Source organism: Pantoea eucalypti (assembly GCF_009646115.1).
GTDB classification, from domain to species: domain Bacteria; phylum Pseudomonadota; class Gammaproteobacteria; order Enterobacterales; family Enterobacteriaceae; genus Pantoea; species Pantoea eucalypti.
Map to the genome: position 1 here is coordinate 1256042 of NZ_CP045720.1, position 15594 is coordinate 1271635.

Consider the following 15594-nt stretch of genomic DNA (forward strand, 5'->3'; position numbering starts at 1 on the left):
TTCTGAGAAGTGCTTATTTAATAAACAACCGGTTGACTATACTGAAGCCATTAGGGTAAAACACAGCGTTCATTCGCAGAGTGAAGAGTCAGGCGCTACGCGTCGGGCGATGTCGACAAACAACAGCGGTGCTTTATGCAAGTTTTTATCATGCGTCACGGCGATGCGGCTCTGGAAGCAGCCAGTGATTCAGTCAGGCCATTGACCTTATGTGGCTGCAACGAATCACGTCAAATGGCCAACTGGCTTAACAGCCAGACGCCGGACATTGAGCGAGTAATGGTGAGTCCCTATTTACGCGCGCAGCAAACGCTCGCGACGGTGCGTGAAGCCTTTCCCCTGCCGGAAGGCCAGGACGTTCTGCCGGAGTTAACGCCGGGTGGCGATCCTGAGATGGTAGGGTGCTATCTGCAGGCGCTGGCGAATGAAGGCGTGAAATCGGCGCTGGTGATCTCACATTTACCGTTGGTAGGGTATTTAGTCTCTGAACTGTGCCCACAGGAAGCACCGCCCATGTTTGCCACTTCCGCCATTGCCTGCGTGGAGTTCGATCCCGCGGCAAGCGCAGGTAAATTGCTGTGGCAGGTCAGTCCCAAAAAACTGGCGAAAGCGATCTGACGTCTCTGGGCCGATCCCGTCGGCCCCTTTTATGACAACTCAGGCGGTTGCCACTCCTCAATCTCAATCAATACCAGCAGCGCGGCGTCACCGCCAAACATCTTCGGCGCCTGATGAAAAGCCATCACCCACGGATGCTGGGCCAGCCACAGCGGCGTCTGCTGCTTCAGAATATGCTTCCCATGACCGGTCATGACGCTGGCGCAGAACAGATGTTCACGGCGGCAGGCGGCGATGAGTGCCCCCAGCTCCTGCTTGGCCTGCTGCTGCGTTAATCCGTGCAGATCCAGGAAAATCTCTGGCGTATAGTCGCCGCGACGCAATTTTTTCAGCTCAAAGTGACTGACATCGGCGCGAACGTAACGGGTTGCCCCTTCCGTAGAAAGCAGCGGCTGAAACTCATCCGAAAAGTAGTGACTGTTGTCCGCCTGCTCTGAAAGCAGACGTTTCACCGGAATCTGGCGGGTTTTCACCGGCGCTTTATGGACAAAGGTGTCCTGTTTTAACTGACGTGTTCCGGTCATTAACTGGCGAAACAGCGCTTCATCATCCGGGCTTAGTGGTGTTTTTTTACTCATGGCAGGTCAGTCATATCAGAAAAGGCTGTCACACAGCAGAGCCGCTACCTTACCGTTAAGTGTCATTAAATGTCAGCTTTTTCACCTCGCTGCGCTGAATTCTCCCCGGCTTCATGGCACACTACTGGCCGATTTAGCAAAAGGCCTGCGGAGGGCTACGTGGACAAAATTTTCGTCGATGAGGCAGTGAACGAACTGCACACCATTCAGGACATGCTGCGCTGGGCGGTCAGCCGCTTTTCCGCTGCCGGAATCTGGTACGGACATGGTACAGACAATCCCTGGGACGAAGCCGTTCAACTGGTCCTGCCGTCACTCTGGCTGCCGCTGGATATTCCGGAAGATATGCGCAACGCGCGTCTGACCGCCAGCGAACGTCTGCTGATCGTTGAGCGCGTTATCCGTCGCGTCAACGAGCGCATTCCGGTCGCCTATCTGACCAATAAAGCCTGGTTCTGCGGTCACGAATTCTTTGTGGATGAGCGCGTGCTGGTTCCACGTTCACCCATTGGCGAACTGATTGAGAACCGCTTTGCCGGCCTGGTCAGCACGCCGCCGCGTCATATTCTGGATATGTGTACCGGCAGCGGCTGCATCGCGATTGCCTGCGCCTATGCCTTCCCGGAAGCGGAAGTGGACGCCGTGGATATCTCCACCGGTGCGCTGGCCGTCGCCGAGCAGAATATTGAAGAGCATGGACTGATTCATCAGGTGACGCCAATTCGTGCTGACCTGTTCCGCGAACTGCCACAGCTAAAATACGATCTGATCGTCACGAATCCGCCGTATGTGGATGCGGAAGACATGGATGATCTGCCAAACGAATATCGTCACGAACCTGAGCTGGGTCTGGCGGCAGGCAGCGATGGCCTGAAGCTGGTGCGCCGTATTCTGGCGTGTGCACCTGACTATCTCAGCGAGCAGGGCGTTCTGGTCTGCGAAGTGGGCAACAGCATGGTGCACATGATCGAGCAGTATCCCGATGTGCCCTTTACCTGGCTGGAATTCGACAACGGCGGTGACGGCGTCTTTACGCTGACGCGCCAGCAGATTGTCGACGCACAACACCATTTCTCTTTTTATAAAGACTAAAAGTGGGGCGAAGTATCGCCCGCCAAACCCTGAGAAGGAAACAGCATGGCCGGAAACAGCATCGGGCAATTTTTTCGAGTAACCACCTTCGGCGAGTCCCACGGTCTTGCGCTGGGCTGCATTGTTGACGGCGTGCCGCCCGGCATTCCGCTGACCGAAGCCGATATTCAGCACGATCTCGATCGCCGTCGTCCTGGTACATCGCGCTATACCACGCAGCGCCGCGAGCCGGATCAGGTGAAAATTTTGTCCGGTGTGTTTGAAGGCGTGACGACCGGCACCTCAATTGGCCTGCTGATTGAGAACACCGATCAGCGCTCGCAGGATTACGGCGCGATCAAAGATCTGTTCCGTCCGGGCCATGCGGATTACACCTACGAGCAGAAATATGGTCAGCGCGACTACCGTGGCGGCGGCCGCTCGTCGGCGCGCGAAACCGCGATGCGTGTGGCGGCGGGTGCCATCGCCAAGAAATACCTGCAGATGAAACACGGTGTGGTGGTGCGCGGCTATCTGTCACAGATTGGTGATATCGCCTGCGAGCTGAAAGACTGGAGCATCGTAGAAGAGAACCCGTTCTTCTGCCCGGATGCTGACAAGCTGGAAGCGCTGGACGAACTGATGCGCGGCCTGAAAAAAGAGGGCGACTCCATTGGCGCCAAAGTCACTGTCATGGCTGAGAACGTGCCACCAGGCCTGGGCGAGCCGGTCTTCGACCGACTGGACGCCGATCTGGCGCACGCGCTGATGAGTATCAATGCCGTCAAAGGCGTCGAAATCGGTGACGGCTTTGCGGTGGTAAACCAGCGCGGCAGTCAGCATCGCGACGAGATCCGTCACGATGGTTTCCAGAGCAATCACGCGGGTGGCATTCTGGGCGGTATCAGCAGCGGTCAGATCATCAGCGCCAATGTGGCGATGAAACCGACTTCCAGCATCACCGTGCCGGGTAAAACCATTACCCGTGATGGCGAAGAAGTGGAGATGATCACCAAAGGTCGTCACGATCCCTGCGTGGGGATCCGTGCCGTGCCGATCGCGGAGGCGATGATGGCGATCGTGCTGATGGATCATCTGCTGCGCCAGCGGGCGCAGAACGGTGATGTTAACAGCTCCGTGCCGCGCTGGTGATGGCATGAAAGCGCTCCTGCTTACCCTGAGTGCGCTGCTGATCAGCGCCTCAAGCCTGGCGGCGACGCCGTGGCAAAATATTCAGCATCCAATCAGCGGCGCACCGCAATCGATTGGCGGCTTTGCCAATGGCTGTATTGTTGGCGCGCAGTCGCTGCCGCTGAATTCACCCAACTATCAGGTGATGCGGCAGGATCAGCGGCGTTATTTCGGTCATCCCGATCTGATTCAGTTTATTCAGCGGCTCAGCACCCAGGTGCATAACCTGCAACTGGGTAACGTGCTGATTGGCGACATGGGCATGGCAGCAGGCGGGCGCTTCAGCAGCGGTCACGCCAGTCATCAGACCGGACTGGATGTAGATATCTGGCTGCAGCTACCAAAAAGCCGCTGGAGCGCGCAGCAACTGCTGAAGCCGCAGCCGCTGGATCTGGTTGGGCCAGGCGATAAAAATGTCATTGCGCGCCACTGGCAGCCGGAAATCGACAGCCTGATTAAACTGGCGGCCAAAGATGATGATGTCACACGCATCTTCGTCAATCCGGCAATTAAAAAGCAGCTTTGTGCTGATGCAGGTAACGATCGCGACTGGCTGCGTAAAGTGCGTCCGTGGTTTGCTCATCGTGCCCATATGCATGTGCGGCTGCGCTGCCCGGCAGGCAGTATTGGCTGTGAAGATCAGCCTGCACCGCCGCCAGGCGATGGCTGTGGCGCAGAACTGCAGAGCTGGTTCCTGCCTAAGCAACCGGGTTCTGGTGCACCGGTGAAACGTGAGCCACCGCCGCTGCCGCCTGCCTGTCAGGCCCTGCTGGATAAACATTTACTGTAAGGGATTCCATGGATTGGTTTGTGGTCAGCCCGCTGCTGGTCGGGCTGCTGTTTTTAATCGCCATGCTGGCCGGTTTTATTGATTCAATCGCGGGTGGCGGGGGATTACTTACGGTACCTTCGTTGCTGGCGGCGGGCCTCTCTCCTGCCCAGGCGCTGGCGACCAATAAACTGCAATCGGTCGGCGGATCGTTTTCCGCCAGCCTCTACTTTGTCCGGCGCGGTGCAGTGAAGCTGAATGAGCAGTGGCTGAATATCGCCATGACGCTGATGGGGTCCGTGCTGGGTGCGATACTGATTCAGCGTCTGCAGGCGGATTTTCTGCGTCAGATGCTGCCGCTGTTTTTAATCGCCATCGGCCTGTGGTTCCTGCTGATGCCGCGCCTGGGGGAAGTGGATCAGGCGCGCCGCCTGCATGGCCTGGCTTATGCGCTGGTGGGCGGCGGAGCCGTGGGATTCTACGACGGATTTTTCGGACCGGGCGCAGGCTCCTTTTATGCACTGGCTTTCGTCACGCTCTGCGGCTACAACCTGGCCAAAGCGACCGCACACGCCAAGGTCCTTAACTTCACTTCAAACCTGGGCAGCCTGCTGTTCTTTATGTTCGGTGGCAAAGTGGTGTGGGGAACCGGCCTGGTTATGATGCTCGGCGCGTTCTGCGGCGCGCGTCTGGGCGCGCGGCTGGTGCTGAGCCGCGGACAGAAACTGATCCGCCCGATGGTGGTCATTGTCTCTGCCGTCATGAGCATTAAATTACTGTGGGACAGCCACGGCAGCGACGTTCTGGCCTGGCTGGCCACGCTGCATTCGTAACTTTTTACGTGATACCGTCATGAACCCGACTCATCATTATGAACAGCTGATCACGCTGTTTGATCGCTGTTTCAGCGATGAATTTCAGACCCGTCTAATTAAAGGCGACGATGAACCGATCTATCTTCCTGCGGATGCAGAGTCGCCGTGGAACCGCGTGGTCTTTGCCCACGGCTTCTACGCCAGCGCTCTTCACGAGATCTCACACTGGTGCATCGCCGGTGAAGCCCGCCGCAAACTGGTCGATTTTGGCTACTGGTACTGCCCGGATGGCCGCGACGCGCTGACCCAGAGTCAGTTTGAAGCAGTGGAAGTGAAGCCGCAGGCGCTGGAGTGGATGTTTTGTACGGCGGCAGGCTTTCCCTTCAACGTGAGTTGTGACAATCTCGACGGAGATTGTGAGCCGGATCGCATTGCGTTTCAGCGTAAAGTCCATGCTCAGGTCATGAGCTATCTGACGTCGGGCATTCCCGACCGTCCCGCGCGTTTTATTACCGCCCTGGCGGAATTTTATGGCAGGCCGTCATTAACAGCGTCGCAGTTTCCCTGGCCGGAAGATCTGTGATGCAGAAAGGCATTATAAATAGAGGAATTGAGATGATCGCAGAATTTGAAGCGCGTATTCTGGCCCTGATTGACGACATGGTCGAGCATGCCAGTGACGATGAGCTGTTCGCCAGCGGTTATCTGCGCGGGCATCTGACACTGGCCGTGGCCGAGGTGGAGCAACTGGGCGAACATACGCCAGAAGCGCTGCAGATTCAGGTCTCCCGCAGCCTGCAAAATGCCATTGCGGCGGGTGAACTCTCGCCGCGCGATCAGGCATTAGTGGTGGGGATGTGGGACAACCTGTTTGTCCAGGCTCGTCAGCTCTCCGCCTGACCGTGCAGGGCGGCATGCCGCCCTTATCATCGCCAGTTAAACCGCTTTTCCCTTCAGTAATTTCCTTACCCAGTAACGATTCGGATTGAGGGCTGCCAGCGTACTGGCATCCAGCGGCTGTGGCTCGCCGGTCAGCTGGGCTGCCAGCACTTCGGCTGCCAGCGGTGCACTGCACAGGCCGCGCGACCCCAGCGCCCCAAACAGGTATAAGCCCGTAAACTCAGGTGCGTCAGCGATGTCATGACCTGCTGCAAGCTGGGTCGGTAAATCAGCATACTGCTTAAGCGTCGCATCATAATCCGGTACGCCGCCCACCATTGGCAGGTGGTCCCGCGTGGCACAGCGCACGCCCATTCTTGCTTCACCGCCACTGACATCCACGTTTGTTACCCAGCGGCTGTCAGGCAGGCAATGCAACAGGCGGCTGCGGTTCTCCTGCTGATCCTCTTCCCGGTAATCTGTGGCGGTTTCGCCACGGTGATAGCTGGCACCGATGCAGTGAGTACCAAACTGTGGGCTGACGGGCGTCAGATAGCCGTCGTAACAGAGCACGGTGTGGAGTGCATTAAGCCCCGGCGTGGAGGGAACATGGCTTACCTGACCGGCCACCGGATAGGCTGGCAGCGGGGCGCTCTGCGCAAAGTCGGCTATCGCATGACCGTTTGCCAGCACCACCGTGGCATGACGGCCCGCCGGACGATCGCTGAACGTCAGCGTCCAGTGATCGCCCTCGCGTGAAAGTTCGCTGACGCGATGCAGCCAGTGAATGCGTAATCCCTGGGTTTCGCCATGCGCCAGCATCGCGCTGGTCAGCTCAGCCGGTGAAAGCCAGCCGCCCTGCGGATAGAAAATACCGCCACAGCCGTGTTCGGCATTCGCCAGCGTCTCTGCCTCATCCACATTAACGCCACGGGCAATGGATTCAGGCAGGCCCATCGCCAGCATCTGATCGATCTTCTTACGGCTTTTCTCATCCCAGCCCAGTTGCAGCACACCGCTCCAGTGATGTTCATAGGCGACAGTTAACTGATCGTAGAGCCGCCGGGCAAAACTGAATGCTGCCGGGAAAAAGGTGGCAAGCGCCGGGTCGTGCTGGTTGAGCAGCGGATAGAGTGCTCCCTGACGATTGCCGGACGCGCCCAGCGCCGGCGCCTCATCGGCGCAGTAAAGCGTCACCCGCCAGCCGCGACGCAGCAGCGCCAGCGCCAGCGTGGCACTGGCAACGCCGCCGCCAATGAGCGCAACATCACGTTGCGCCGCTGATTGACGATGATACCAGGGCTGCCCGGCAGGCAGCGCAGGCGCGTCCTGTAACGGTCCGCATAGCATTTCGCGCTTGGGACCAAATCCTTTGCGGCGGATGACGTCAAAGCCGGCCTCCTGCAGACCGCGCCGGACAATGCCTGCGGCGGTAAAGGTCGCGAATGTCCCCTGCGGACGCGCCAGTTTTGCCATCATGCTGAACAGTGCTGGCGTCCACATATCCGGGTTCTTCGACGGCGCGAAACCATCCAGGAACCAGGCATCCACCTGACGATTCAGGCTCTCATCCAGCTCTCCCATCAGCTGGTTAATATCGCCCAGCCACAGGTCGAGCGTGATACGTCCGCCGTCAAACAGCAGTCGCTGGCAGCCGGGCAGGGCGGCGGGCCATTGCGCCTGCAGCGCCGCCGCCCACGGGGCCAGTTCAGGCCAGTGCTGCTGCGCCGCAGCCAGGTCATCACGGGTTAACGGAAATTTCTCAAAGCTGATGAAATGCAGACGTTTTAAAGTGGCATCAGGCTGGTCACGCTGAAACGCATCGAACGCCTGCCACAACGTCAGAAAATTGAGGCCGGTGCCAAAACCGCTTTCCGCCACGATCAGCAGATCCCGTGGATGCTCAGCAAAACGCTGGGGAAAACCGTTGCCGCCAAGGAAGACATAGCGTGTCTCTTCCAGACCATTGTCATTAGAGAAATAGACGTCGCCAAACGCTCGGGAAACAGGTGTACCCTGTTCATTCCAGTTTAGCTGCGCATGTTCGACCGGGGTTAATTTCACGGTAAAGGCTCATTTTTCAGGCAGTGGCGCGATTTTAGCGACCCACGTGACATGACGCAAATTTACAAAAGGAAATAGCTGATCGGACTTGTTCGGCGTACAAGTGTACGCTAGAGTGCATGCCAATTAAGAAGAAGTGGATGAGGAAGATTGAATGAAACGTGCTGTGATTACTGGCTTAGGGATCGTTTCCAGTATTGGTAATAACCAGCAGGAGGTGCTGTCATCTCTGCGTGAAGGACGCTCTGGCATCACCTTTTCTGAAGAGATGAAAGATTCCGGCATGCGTAGTCACGTCTGGGGTAACGTTAAACTGGATACCACCGGCCTCATCGATCGCAAAGTTGTGCGTTTTATGAGTGATGCGTCAATCTATGCTTATCTTTCCATGGAAGAAGCGATTAAAGATTCCGGCCTCACCACTGAAATGTATCAGAGCAACCCACGTGTGGGTCTGATTGCAGGCTCAGGCGGCGGTTCTCCTCGTTTCCAGGTATTTGGTGCTGATGCGATGCGTAGCCCACGTGGCCTGAAAGCGGTTGGCCCTTACGTGGTGACCAAAGCGATGGCTTCTGGCGTCTCTGCCTGCCTCGCCACGCCGTTCAAGATTCATGGCGTAAACTACTCAATCAGCTCCGCCTGTGCCACCTCGGCGCACTGTATCGGTAATGCTGTTGAGCAGATTCAGCTCGGCAAGCAGGATATCGTTTTTGCTGGCGGCGGCGAAGAGCTGTGCTGGGAAATGGCCTGTGAATTCGACGCGATGGGCGCGCTCTCTACCCGTTACAACGACACCCCGGAAAAAGCGTCACGTACCTATGACAACGAGCGCGACGGTTTTGTTATTGCAGGTGGCGGCGGCATGGTCGTTGTTGAAGAGCTGGAGCATGCGCTGGCTCGTGGTGCGCACATCTATGCCGAAATCGTCGGTTACGGTGCGACGTCAGACGGTGCAGACATGGTTGCGCCATCCGGCGAAGGCGCAGTACGCTGCATGAAGATGGCGATGCACGGTGTCGATACACCCATCGACTATCTGAACAGCCACGGAACCTCTACCCCGGTAGGTGATGTGAAAGAGCTGGGTGCGATTCGTGAAGTGTTTGGCGATAACACGCCATACATCTCTGCGACCAAAGCAATGACCGGCCACTCACTGGGTGCCGCTGGCGTGCAGGAAGCGATCTACTCGCTGCTGATGCTGGAGCATGGTTTTATCGCGCCAAGCATCAACATCACCTCGCTGGACGCGGCAGCAACCGGCATGAACATTGTGACTGAGCCAGTGGAAAAAGAGCTGACCACCGTGATGTCTAACAGCTTTGGTTTTGGCGGCACCAACGCCACACTGACCATGCGTAAATATCAGGCGTAATCAGTACTCTGAAGGGCCGGCTTGCCGGCCCTTTTTGTTTTTAAAGCCCATCTCCGTTACCTCATTTACCCCTCGGTATTAACCCTCCCGCTGCAGTAGCCGCAGCAACTTATCGCATCCTGCCACAATCTCGTCAGGCGTCAGCGCGGCAAAACCGAGCATCCAGCCTTGTTGAGATGCGTGTCCGGCATAAAGCGGACTCAGTCGCGGTAGCAGCAATCCCTGTTGTGTTGCCAGCGCGGTTAAGCGTGCTTCATCCTTTTGTACTGTTACCGTCAGCTGTAATCCACCGCCGCTGGCTATTGGCGTGATCCACGGCGAGAGCCGCTGCTCAATCTGCTCAAGCAACCGATCGCGACGGCTGTGATAGAGCTGACGCATCAGGCGCAGATGGCTGGCGAAATGTCCCTGTTGCAGAAAGGCGGCGGTGACAGCCTGCGGCAGCAGGGCGCTGTGCCCATCCAGCACGCTCCGTGCACGGCCTATGGGCGTAACCAGCGCCGGCGGCACGACCATCCAGGCCAGCCGCAGGGAAGGAAACAGCGACTTCGAAAAGGTGCCCAGCGTAATGACCCGCTGATGCCGGTCCAGACCCTGCAATGCAGGAATCGGACGTTCGTTGTAGTGAAACTCGCTGTCGTAATCGTCTTCTATCAGCCAGCTCTGGTTGCGCTGTGCCCAGTCCAGACATGCCAGACGTCGCGGCAGGCTGAGCGTGACGCTGGTGGGATAGTGATGCGAGGGCGTCAGGTACATGAGCGTTGCACTGCCACTGGTGGGCAGGGCGCCTTCGGCATCAACAACAATCCCACGCACCTGTGCGCCTGCAGCCAGGAAGGCATTGCGGGCACCGGGATAGCCCGGCTCCTCCATCCACACCTCATCACCAGGATCGACCAGCATCATGCTCAGTAACTGCAGCGCCTGTTGGGAACTGGTCAGAATGATGACCTGCTCCGGCTGGCACGCGACGCCCCGGGAGAGTGTCAGATAATCAGCAAGTGCACTGCGTAACGGCAGATAGCCACAGGGATCGCCATATCCCATTGCGGTGCTGCCCAGAGAACGTTGTACGCTGCTGCTCAGGCGTCGCCAGGTGTCGTGAGGAAACGCACGTAACTCCGGTGAACCGGATGCGAACGCGTGAGGAAAAGGGGGATCCTGACAGCCACCGGTTGCCAGCACCTGCTGGCCGCGCGCCGAAAAACGGGCGGGCTGATGCCGTGTCGGCAAAGATGAGGGTGTGCCGGGGATGATGATGGCGACAAAAGTACCGCGACCGGTTTCACGTCGCAGATAGCCTTCACTCTCCAGTTGTCCGTAGGCCGCTTCCACCGTCACGCGTGAAAGGTGCAGATCCAGCGCCAGCTGTCTGCTGGAGGGTAACTGCTGACCCGCACGCAGATGGTACCGGTTAATCGCCAGCCGAAGGGTCGCGCAGAGACGTTCACGCACGCCGCCACTGGTCTGATGCTGGAAAAGTTGTAACAGCGGTGAAGGCATATCGGTCTTATCCCTGATGAAGAATGGGTATCAGTAAGCAGTCCACTTTGCCGTAAACTGCGAATTCATCACAACAGGAGAATCGCTATGTCATCAGTTTTACGCATTCCGGCCGCCACGCCGCAGCAAAGCCTCGACTATCTGCAGTCAAAACTCGCGTATTACACCGACGCGTGGGATCTGGCGGAAGACCTGGAGCAGCAGCGTCAGGCTATCGTGGTGATTGATGCGCGTGCGCCGGAGGCTTATCGCGCCGGGCACATCTGCGGCGCCATCAACTTTCCGCATCGCGGGATGGATGCCAGCACGACGGCCCGGCTTGATCGCCGCAAAGTGTATGTCACTTATTGTGACGGCATTGGCTGTAACGGCTCGACGAAAGCGGCCCTGAAGCTGGCATCGCTGGGCTTTCAGGTAAAGGAGTTAATTGGCGGGCTGGATTTCTGGAAACGTGATGGTCATCCGCTGACCTGGGGTGATGCGGCGGGTGAATGGCCCGTTACCGCGACCAAAGCATCCTGTGGCTGCTAGCTCAGAGTACCAGCCAGAGTAAAAGGGTGATGACGACCAGTGCAATAAAGAAACCCAACAGCGGACGCCCTGCCAGTGACTGAATCGGCGGCGGCAGCGAGGCGACAAAGGGTGACCAGATCGGCTGCGGTTTAATCTCGCTGGCAGCCAGCGGCTGTTCGTGCAGTTTTTCTGCCCGGTCTGCGCGACGGCTGAACAGAAAATTCAGCAAATCCTGAGTCTGCGTCACCGTGAGCACCGTCTGTGGCGTGGCCTGAAAACGCTGCTGGCTGTAATCCTCCAGCTGCTGCCGCTCCTGCTGATCAAGCGGCTGTTTCAGGGAGGCTTCCAGCAAGTGCAGCGTAGGGGCGCTGTGCTGACTCAGCGTCTGGCGCACCTGGAGATATTGGGTCAGCAGCGGGAAGTGACGTGACGGGATCGGATCGCCGCTGGTCAGGTTCACCAGCTTCAGCGCAGCCGTCCACAGCTTACCGGTAGATTCGCCGGTGGCAGCGGCAAGGCGCACCACCTGCTGATTCAGCGTATGGTGCTCAGCAGGCAGCAGCGTACGGTCGCTGACGCGAATCTGCTGCGGCTGGGGAATCGTCATCTGCCCGTTCTGCAGCATCGTCAGCACCTGGCGCAACTGATCCTGGCTCAGCGCGCTAAGCACAGTCTGGCCAAATTGCTGACGGATAAAATCGCTGACAGCCTGGCGGTTATTGCCCTTGGGCAGCAAGTCGGTGAGCTGTGTCATCAGCAGGCGGGTGGCATGTCCATTTTGCGTCTGTGTTAGGCGGTTATTAAGATACTGCTCCGCTGCCGGAAAATGACGCGACTGCAACTCCGCTTCACTCTTGACGCCCACTTCATGACGGAGCCCCGCCCAGAGTTCAGGCGCTTTAAGATTGCTGAGCGAAGAGATACGCACGATCAGGCGTTCTAACGTCGTGCGCTGCGCAGGCGAAAGAGGCTGTTCACCGGCCACGGAACCGTGACGCGTTACGCCGGTTTGCGGATTGACAGATGAACGATCGACCGGCACACCGGGGCCGCTAAGAGGTTGCATGGCGGATTCCTTGGAAAAACAGAACAGCGTGGGGTGCGCCGGAAAAAGAATAGGCCATGATAGCAAAAGCCCCCGGGAAATCCCACGGGGGCATGCGCGTTTCGGCAGGAGAATTACGCTTCGGTGCGCTTCAGTTGGTGACGACGCCAGCGTTTCCAGATTGGCGGCACCAGCAGAACCGCAATTGCCAGAACCAGCAGGATTTTACAGATCAGACTTTCCCACAGAATGACCATGTTGCCGTTGCTGATCGACAGGGCGCGACGGAGGTTCTGCTCCAGCATCTCACCCAGCACAAATCCCAGAATCAACGGCGACATCGGAAAATCCATTTTACGCAGGATATAACCAAAGATACCCAATCCCACCATCAGCAACAGGTCAAAGGTGGTGCTGTGCACCGCGTAGACGCCCACGGCAGAAATAGCGGCAATGGCTGGCACCAGAAACCACAATGGAATGGTTAGCATGCGGGCGAAGACGTTGATCATCGGGATATTCATGATCAACAGCATTACGTTGCCAATCAGCAGGGCAGCAATCAAGCCCCAGACAATATCTGGCTGCTCAACAAACATCGCCGGTCCTGGTGTGATGTTGTAGAGCGTTAATGCGCCGACCATCACCGCTGTTGTCCCTGAGCCGGGAATACCCAGTGTCAGCATCGGAATAAAGGATCCACAGGCAGAAGCATTGTTTGCCGCTTCCGGTGCTGCCACACCACGAATATCGCCTTTACCGAACTGATCGCTGCCGCTGATCTTTTTCTCAGTCATGTAGGCAATAGCACTGGCGATGGTGGCGCCTGCGCCAGGTAACACACCCACAAAGAAACCGATAAACGAGGAGCGCAGCGTTGCGCCGGTTGCCATAGAGGCTTCTTTCATGTTGAACATCATGCGACCGCTGGCACGAACCGCTTTCTGCCCGGTACTGGTGGACTCCAGCATCAGCAGAATTTCGCTGACTGAGAACAGACCAATCACCACCACCACAAACTGAATGCCATCGGAAAGGTGAACGCTGTCAAAGGTAAAGCGGTACACGCCGGTATTGGCATCCACGCCCACCGTAGCCATGCTGAGCCCTATTAATGCCGCAAGGAACGACTTCAGGGGATTGTGACTCATCATGCTGCCAAGGCAGGCGATAGCGAACACCATCAGCGCAAAATATTCCGCCGGGCCAAATGCCAGCGACCAGCTGGCCAGCAGGGGCGCGAACAGAATAATGCCGATAATCGCGATGGTTGAACCGATGAATGAACTCACGGCTGAGATGGACAGGGCAACGCCTGCTTTGCCCTGTTGCGCCATCGGATAACCATCCAGCGCGGTCATAATCGCGCCAGCATCACCGGGCACGTTAAGCAGGATGGAGGAGATGCGTCCGCCATATTCACAGCCGATATAGACCGTTGCCAGCAGGATCAGCGCCGATTCCGCCGGTAAGTGCAGGGCAAAGGCCAGCGGCATCAGGATCGCCACGCCGTTGATCGGCCCCAGACCCGGCAGCAGGCCGACGATGGTACCGATAAAACAGCCAATCAGGGCAATCAGCAGGTTCTCTGGCGTCATGGCGACGGCAAAGCCCTGCATTAAAAAGGACCAGGTATCCATGATACTCTCCTTAACTCAGCCAGCTGCCGACCGGAAGGGTCACTTCCAGCAGACGGTCAAAGGCATAAAAAAGTGTGGAGCCCATTACCACGCCGGACAGTGCGGCTGCCCACCAGCGCGCACCAAACAGCAAGCCGATGCCAAACGTCAGCAGCGTTGTGCTGATGGCAAAGCCCAGCATTTCAAACAGCCAGCCATAGAGCATCATCATTGCCGCCAGCGCCACCAGACGTTTCAGTGTGCTGTGGGCTGGCCAGTGAATGGTGTCCGGTTTACGAAACAGCATCAGCACGGCACAGATTGCCATCAGGCCAAGGATCGCCATTGGGAACGGTCGTGGTCCCACCGGTTCGTAGCTGTATTCACTCTGAATTTGCCAGGCTATTACCATGCCGCCGAGGCACAGGGCCAGCCACAGGCCCGCAAAAATACGATCGCTCATGATTCGCTCCGCTTATTTGGCCAGACCAAATGATTTCGCCTTTTCACGATAATCCGCGACCTGCGTTTTCACGTAGCTATCAAGTTCCTGCCCGAACATGTTGAATTCAAACAGGCCACGCATATCGCGTTGTTTTTTAAACTCCGGGGTATCCACCATCTTTTTAAATGCCTGCTCCCACCACTGATAATCAGCATCGCTGACTTTTGGGCCGAGGTAGTAGCCACGAATGACGGGCCAGACCATGTTAAAACCCTGTTCTTTGGCGGTAGGGACCTCAGCCAGCTGGCCAGGAAGACGTTGATCGGACATCACCGCCAGTACCCGCATTTTGCCGCCCTGCAGATGTGGCACCATCTCACTCATGTCGCCGGAAACCACCTGAATATGATTGCCGAGCAGCGCCGTTACCGGCTCACCACCGCCTTCAAAGGCGACATAGCGCATTTTGCGGGGATCGATGCCCGCTTCGCGCGCCAGCAACGCCGTTTTCATCCAGTCCTGACTGCCGATTGATGCGCCGGCACCGACCACCACTTTGGTCGGGTCTTCTTTCATTGCCGCCATCAGTTCGCCCAGGGTTTTCCATGGCGCGTCTTCGCGGACGGCGACCATACCGTAGTCCGTTCCCACGGCGGCCAGCCACTTCACATCGTCAACCGAATAGCGACCAAATTTGCCCTGTGACAGGTTCAGCAGCGATCCGCCAGAAAAGGCGACCACCGTGCCCGCTTCAGCCGGACGCTGGGCAATAATGGCGTTATAGGCCACCGCACCCACGCCGCCAGGCATATAGGTCACGCGCATCGGGGTTTCAATCTGTTTGGTTTCCTGCAGCGAGACCTGCAACAGCTTGCAGGTAAGATCAAACCCGCCGCCCGGTTTGGCTGGTGCAATACATTCGGTACGGCCAGGGCCGTCAGCGGCATTGGCAGCCGGTACCAGCAGAGCCAGCAGGGCAGAGGTAAGGGCGGTATGGATTATTTTTTTCATCGTGCGCTCCATTCATTCTTCCAGAGTGTGATTACAGCCGTAATATTGGCGTTACTGAATTGTTAAAACAGTTACCTTTCATTTACCTTTCACTGCCC

General features: G+C 57.5%; 16 protein-coding genes. 9 read left to right on the top strand and 7 right to left on the bottom strand.

The window, feature by feature from the left end:
* Positions 1–135 precede the first annotated feature (135 nt).
* Positions 136–618: a phosphohistidine phosphatase SixA gene (gene sixA, locus EE896_RS05950; RefSeq protein ID WP_033763107.1), complete on the top strand. Its 483-nt coding sequence runs from the start codon at positions 136–138 to the stop codon at positions 616–618.
* 29 nt (positions 619–647) lie between these two features.
* Here the strand turns inward: sixA and smrB are convergent, their stop codons facing one another.
* Entirely contained in the window at positions 648–1196 is a 549-nt protein-coding gene (gene smrB / locus EE896_RS05955) for an endonuclease SmrB (protein ID WP_140916291.1), read from the bottom strand.
* Between the two features lie 159 nt (positions 1197–1355).
* On the opposite strand from smrB, the gene prmB reads away from it, so the two are divergent.
* From prmB to EE896_RS05985, 6 genes are read left to right on the top strand one after another with little or no spacing between them, the layout of a single operon-like run.
* Positions 1356–2288 carry a 50S ribosomal protein L3 N(5)-glutamine methyltransferase gene (gene prmB / locus EE896_RS05960; RefSeq protein ID WP_008926490.1) on the top strand — a complete coding sequence of 311 codons (933 nt, stop codon included), beginning with the start codon at positions 1356–1358 and terminating at the stop codon, positions 2286–2288.
* 45 nt (positions 2289–2333) lie between these two features.
* Positions 2334–3419 carry a chorismate synthase gene (gene aroC / locus EE896_RS05965; protein ID WP_078804626.1) on the top strand — a complete coding sequence of 362 codons (1086 nt, stop codon included), beginning with the start codon at positions 2334–2336 and terminating at the stop codon, positions 3417–3419.
* Positions 3420–3423: 4 nt separating this feature from the next.
* Positions 3424–4248, top strand: coding sequence for a penicillin-insensitive murein endopeptidase (gene mepA, locus EE896_RS05970; RefSeq protein ID WP_003854286.1), 825 nt, complete (start codon positions 3424–3426; stop codon positions 4246–4248).
* 8 nt (positions 4249–4256) lie between these two features.
* Entirely contained in the window at positions 4257–5060 is an 804-nt protein-coding gene (locus EE896_RS05975) for a sulfite exporter TauE/SafE family protein (protein WP_003854285.1), read from the top strand.
* A 19-nt stretch (positions 5061–5079) separates the two neighbouring features.
* Entirely contained in the window at positions 5080–5625 is a 546-nt protein-coding gene (locus EE896_RS05980; RefSeq protein WP_140916290.1) for an elongation factor P hydroxylase, read from the top strand.
* A gap of 32 nt (positions 5626–5657) precedes the next feature.
* On the top strand, positions 5658–5942 hold the full coding sequence (locus EE896_RS05985) for a YfcL family protein (protein WP_003854283.1): 285 nt from the start codon (positions 5658–5660) through the stop codon (positions 5940–5942).
* Positions 5943–5978: 36 nt separating this feature from the next.
* Here EE896_RS05985 and mnmC read toward each other — a convergent pair whose 3' ends face one another.
* Positions 5979–7985: a bifunctional tRNA (5-methylaminomethyl-2-thiouridine)(34)-methyltransferase MnmC2/FAD-dependent 5-carboxymethylaminomethyl-2-thiouridine(34) oxidoreductase MnmC1 gene (gene mnmC / locus EE896_RS05990; protein WP_140916288.1), complete on the bottom strand. Its 2007-nt coding sequence runs from the start codon at positions 7983–7985 to the stop codon at positions 5979–5981.
* 154 nt (positions 7986–8139) lie between these two features.
* On the opposite strand from mnmC, the gene fabB reads away from it, so the two are divergent.
* Positions 8140–9360 carry a beta-ketoacyl-ACP synthase I gene (gene fabB, locus EE896_RS05995; RefSeq protein ID WP_003854282.1) on the top strand — a complete coding sequence of 407 codons (1221 nt, stop codon included), beginning with the start codon at positions 8140–8142 and terminating at the stop codon, positions 9358–9360.
* A gap of 78 nt (positions 9361–9438) precedes the next feature.
* On the opposite strand, the gene pdxR is transcribed toward fabB, so the two are convergent.
* The gene (gene pdxR / locus EE896_RS06000) at positions 9439–10863 is read right to left on the bottom strand and encodes a MocR-like pyridoxine biosynthesis transcription factor PdxR (protein ID WP_140916287.1); all 1425 of its coding nucleotides are present in this window, start codon (positions 10861–10863) and stop codon (positions 9439–9441) included.
* A gap of 87 nt (positions 10864–10950) precedes the next feature.
* Here pdxR and EE896_RS06005 point away from each other — a divergent pair, with 87 nt between their 5' ends.
* Entirely contained in the window at positions 10951–11394 is a 444-nt protein-coding gene (locus tag EE896_RS06005) for a rhodanese-like domain-containing protein (RefSeq protein WP_003854280.1), read from the top strand.
* Between the two features lies 1 nt (position 11395).
* On the opposite strand, the gene flk is transcribed toward EE896_RS06005, so the two are convergent.
* From flk to EE896_RS06025, 4 genes are all read right to left on the bottom strand, one after another.
* Positions 11396–12442, bottom strand: coding sequence for a flagella biosynthesis regulator Flk (flk, locus tag EE896_RS06010; protein WP_003854279.1), 1047 nt, complete (start codon positions 12440–12442; stop codon positions 11396–11398).
* A gap of 113 nt (positions 12443–12555) precedes the next feature.
* A complete protein-coding gene (locus EE896_RS06015; RefSeq protein ID WP_003854278.1) occupies positions 12556–14061 on the bottom strand; it encodes a tripartite tricarboxylate transporter permease in 1506 nt (501 codons plus the stop codon).
* Positions 14062–14071: 10 nt separating this feature from the next.
* Positions 14072–14503 (bottom strand): tripartite tricarboxylate transporter TctB family protein, encoded by a 432-nt coding sequence (locus EE896_RS06020; protein WP_008926487.1) that lies wholly within the window; start codon positions 14501–14503, stop codon positions 14072–14074.
* A gap of 12 nt (positions 14504–14515) precedes the next feature.
* Complete coding sequence (locus EE896_RS06025) at positions 14516–15496, bottom strand: tripartite tricarboxylate transporter substrate binding protein (protein ID WP_140916285.1); 981 nt, start codon at positions 15494–15496, stop codon at positions 14516–14518.
* Between the last annotated feature and the right edge of the window lie 98 nt (positions 15497–15594).

What these genes read in the sequence shown, in the direction of transcription:
- sixA (WP_033763107.1), top strand. Translation starts at nt 136, where the DNA reads ATGCAAGTTTTTATCATGCGTCACGGCGATGCGGCTCTGGAAGCAGCC.
- smrB (WP_140916291.1), bottom strand. Translation starts at nt 1,196, where the DNA reads ATGAGTAAAAAAACACCACTAAGCCCGGATGATGAAGCGCTGTTTCGC.
- aroC (WP_078804626.1), top strand. Translation starts at nt 2,334, where the DNA reads ATGGCCGGAAACAGCATCGGGCAATTTTTTCGAGTAACCACCTTCGGC.
- mepA (WP_003854286.1), top strand. Translation starts at nt 3,424, where the DNA reads ATGAAAGCGCTCCTGCTTACCCTGAGTGCGCTGCTGATCAGCGCCTCA.
- EE896_RS05975 (WP_003854285.1), top strand. Translation starts at nt 4,257, where the DNA reads ATGGATTGGTTTGTGGTCAGCCCGCTGCTGGTCGGGCTGCTGTTTTTA.
- EE896_RS05980 (WP_140916290.1), top strand. Translation starts at nt 5,080, where the DNA reads ATGAACCCGACTCATCATTATGAACAGCTGATCACGCTGTTTGATCGC.
- EE896_RS05985 (WP_003854283.1), top strand. Translation starts at nt 5,658, where the DNA reads ATGATCGCAGAATTTGAAGCGCGTATTCTGGCCCTGATTGACGACATG.
- fabB (WP_003854282.1), top strand. Translation starts at nt 8,140, where the DNA reads ATGAAACGTGCTGTGATTACTGGCTTAGGGATCGTTTCCAGTATTGGT.
- pdxR (WP_140916287.1), bottom strand. Translation starts at nt 10,863, where the DNA reads ATGCCTTCACCGCTGTTACAACTTTTCCAGCATCAGACCAGTGGCGGC.
- EE896_RS06005 (WP_003854280.1), top strand. Translation starts at nt 10,951, where the DNA reads ATGTCATCAGTTTTACGCATTCCGGCCGCCACGCCGCAGCAAAGCCTC.
- flk (WP_003854279.1), bottom strand. Translation starts at nt 12,442, where the DNA reads ATGCAACCTCTTAGCGGCCCCGGTGTGCCGGTCGATCGTTCATCTGTC.
- EE896_RS06015 (WP_003854278.1), bottom strand. Translation starts at nt 14,061, where the DNA reads ATGGATACCTGGTCCTTTTTAATGCAGGGCTTTGCCGTCGCCATGACG.
- EE896_RS06020 (WP_008926487.1), bottom strand. Translation starts at nt 14,503, where the DNA reads ATGAGCGATCGTATTTTTGCGGGCCTGTGGCTGGCCCTGTGCCTCGGC.
- EE896_RS06025 (WP_140916285.1), bottom strand. Translation starts at nt 15,496, where the DNA reads ATGAAAAAAATAATCCATACCGCCCTTACCTCTGCCCTGCTGGCTCTG.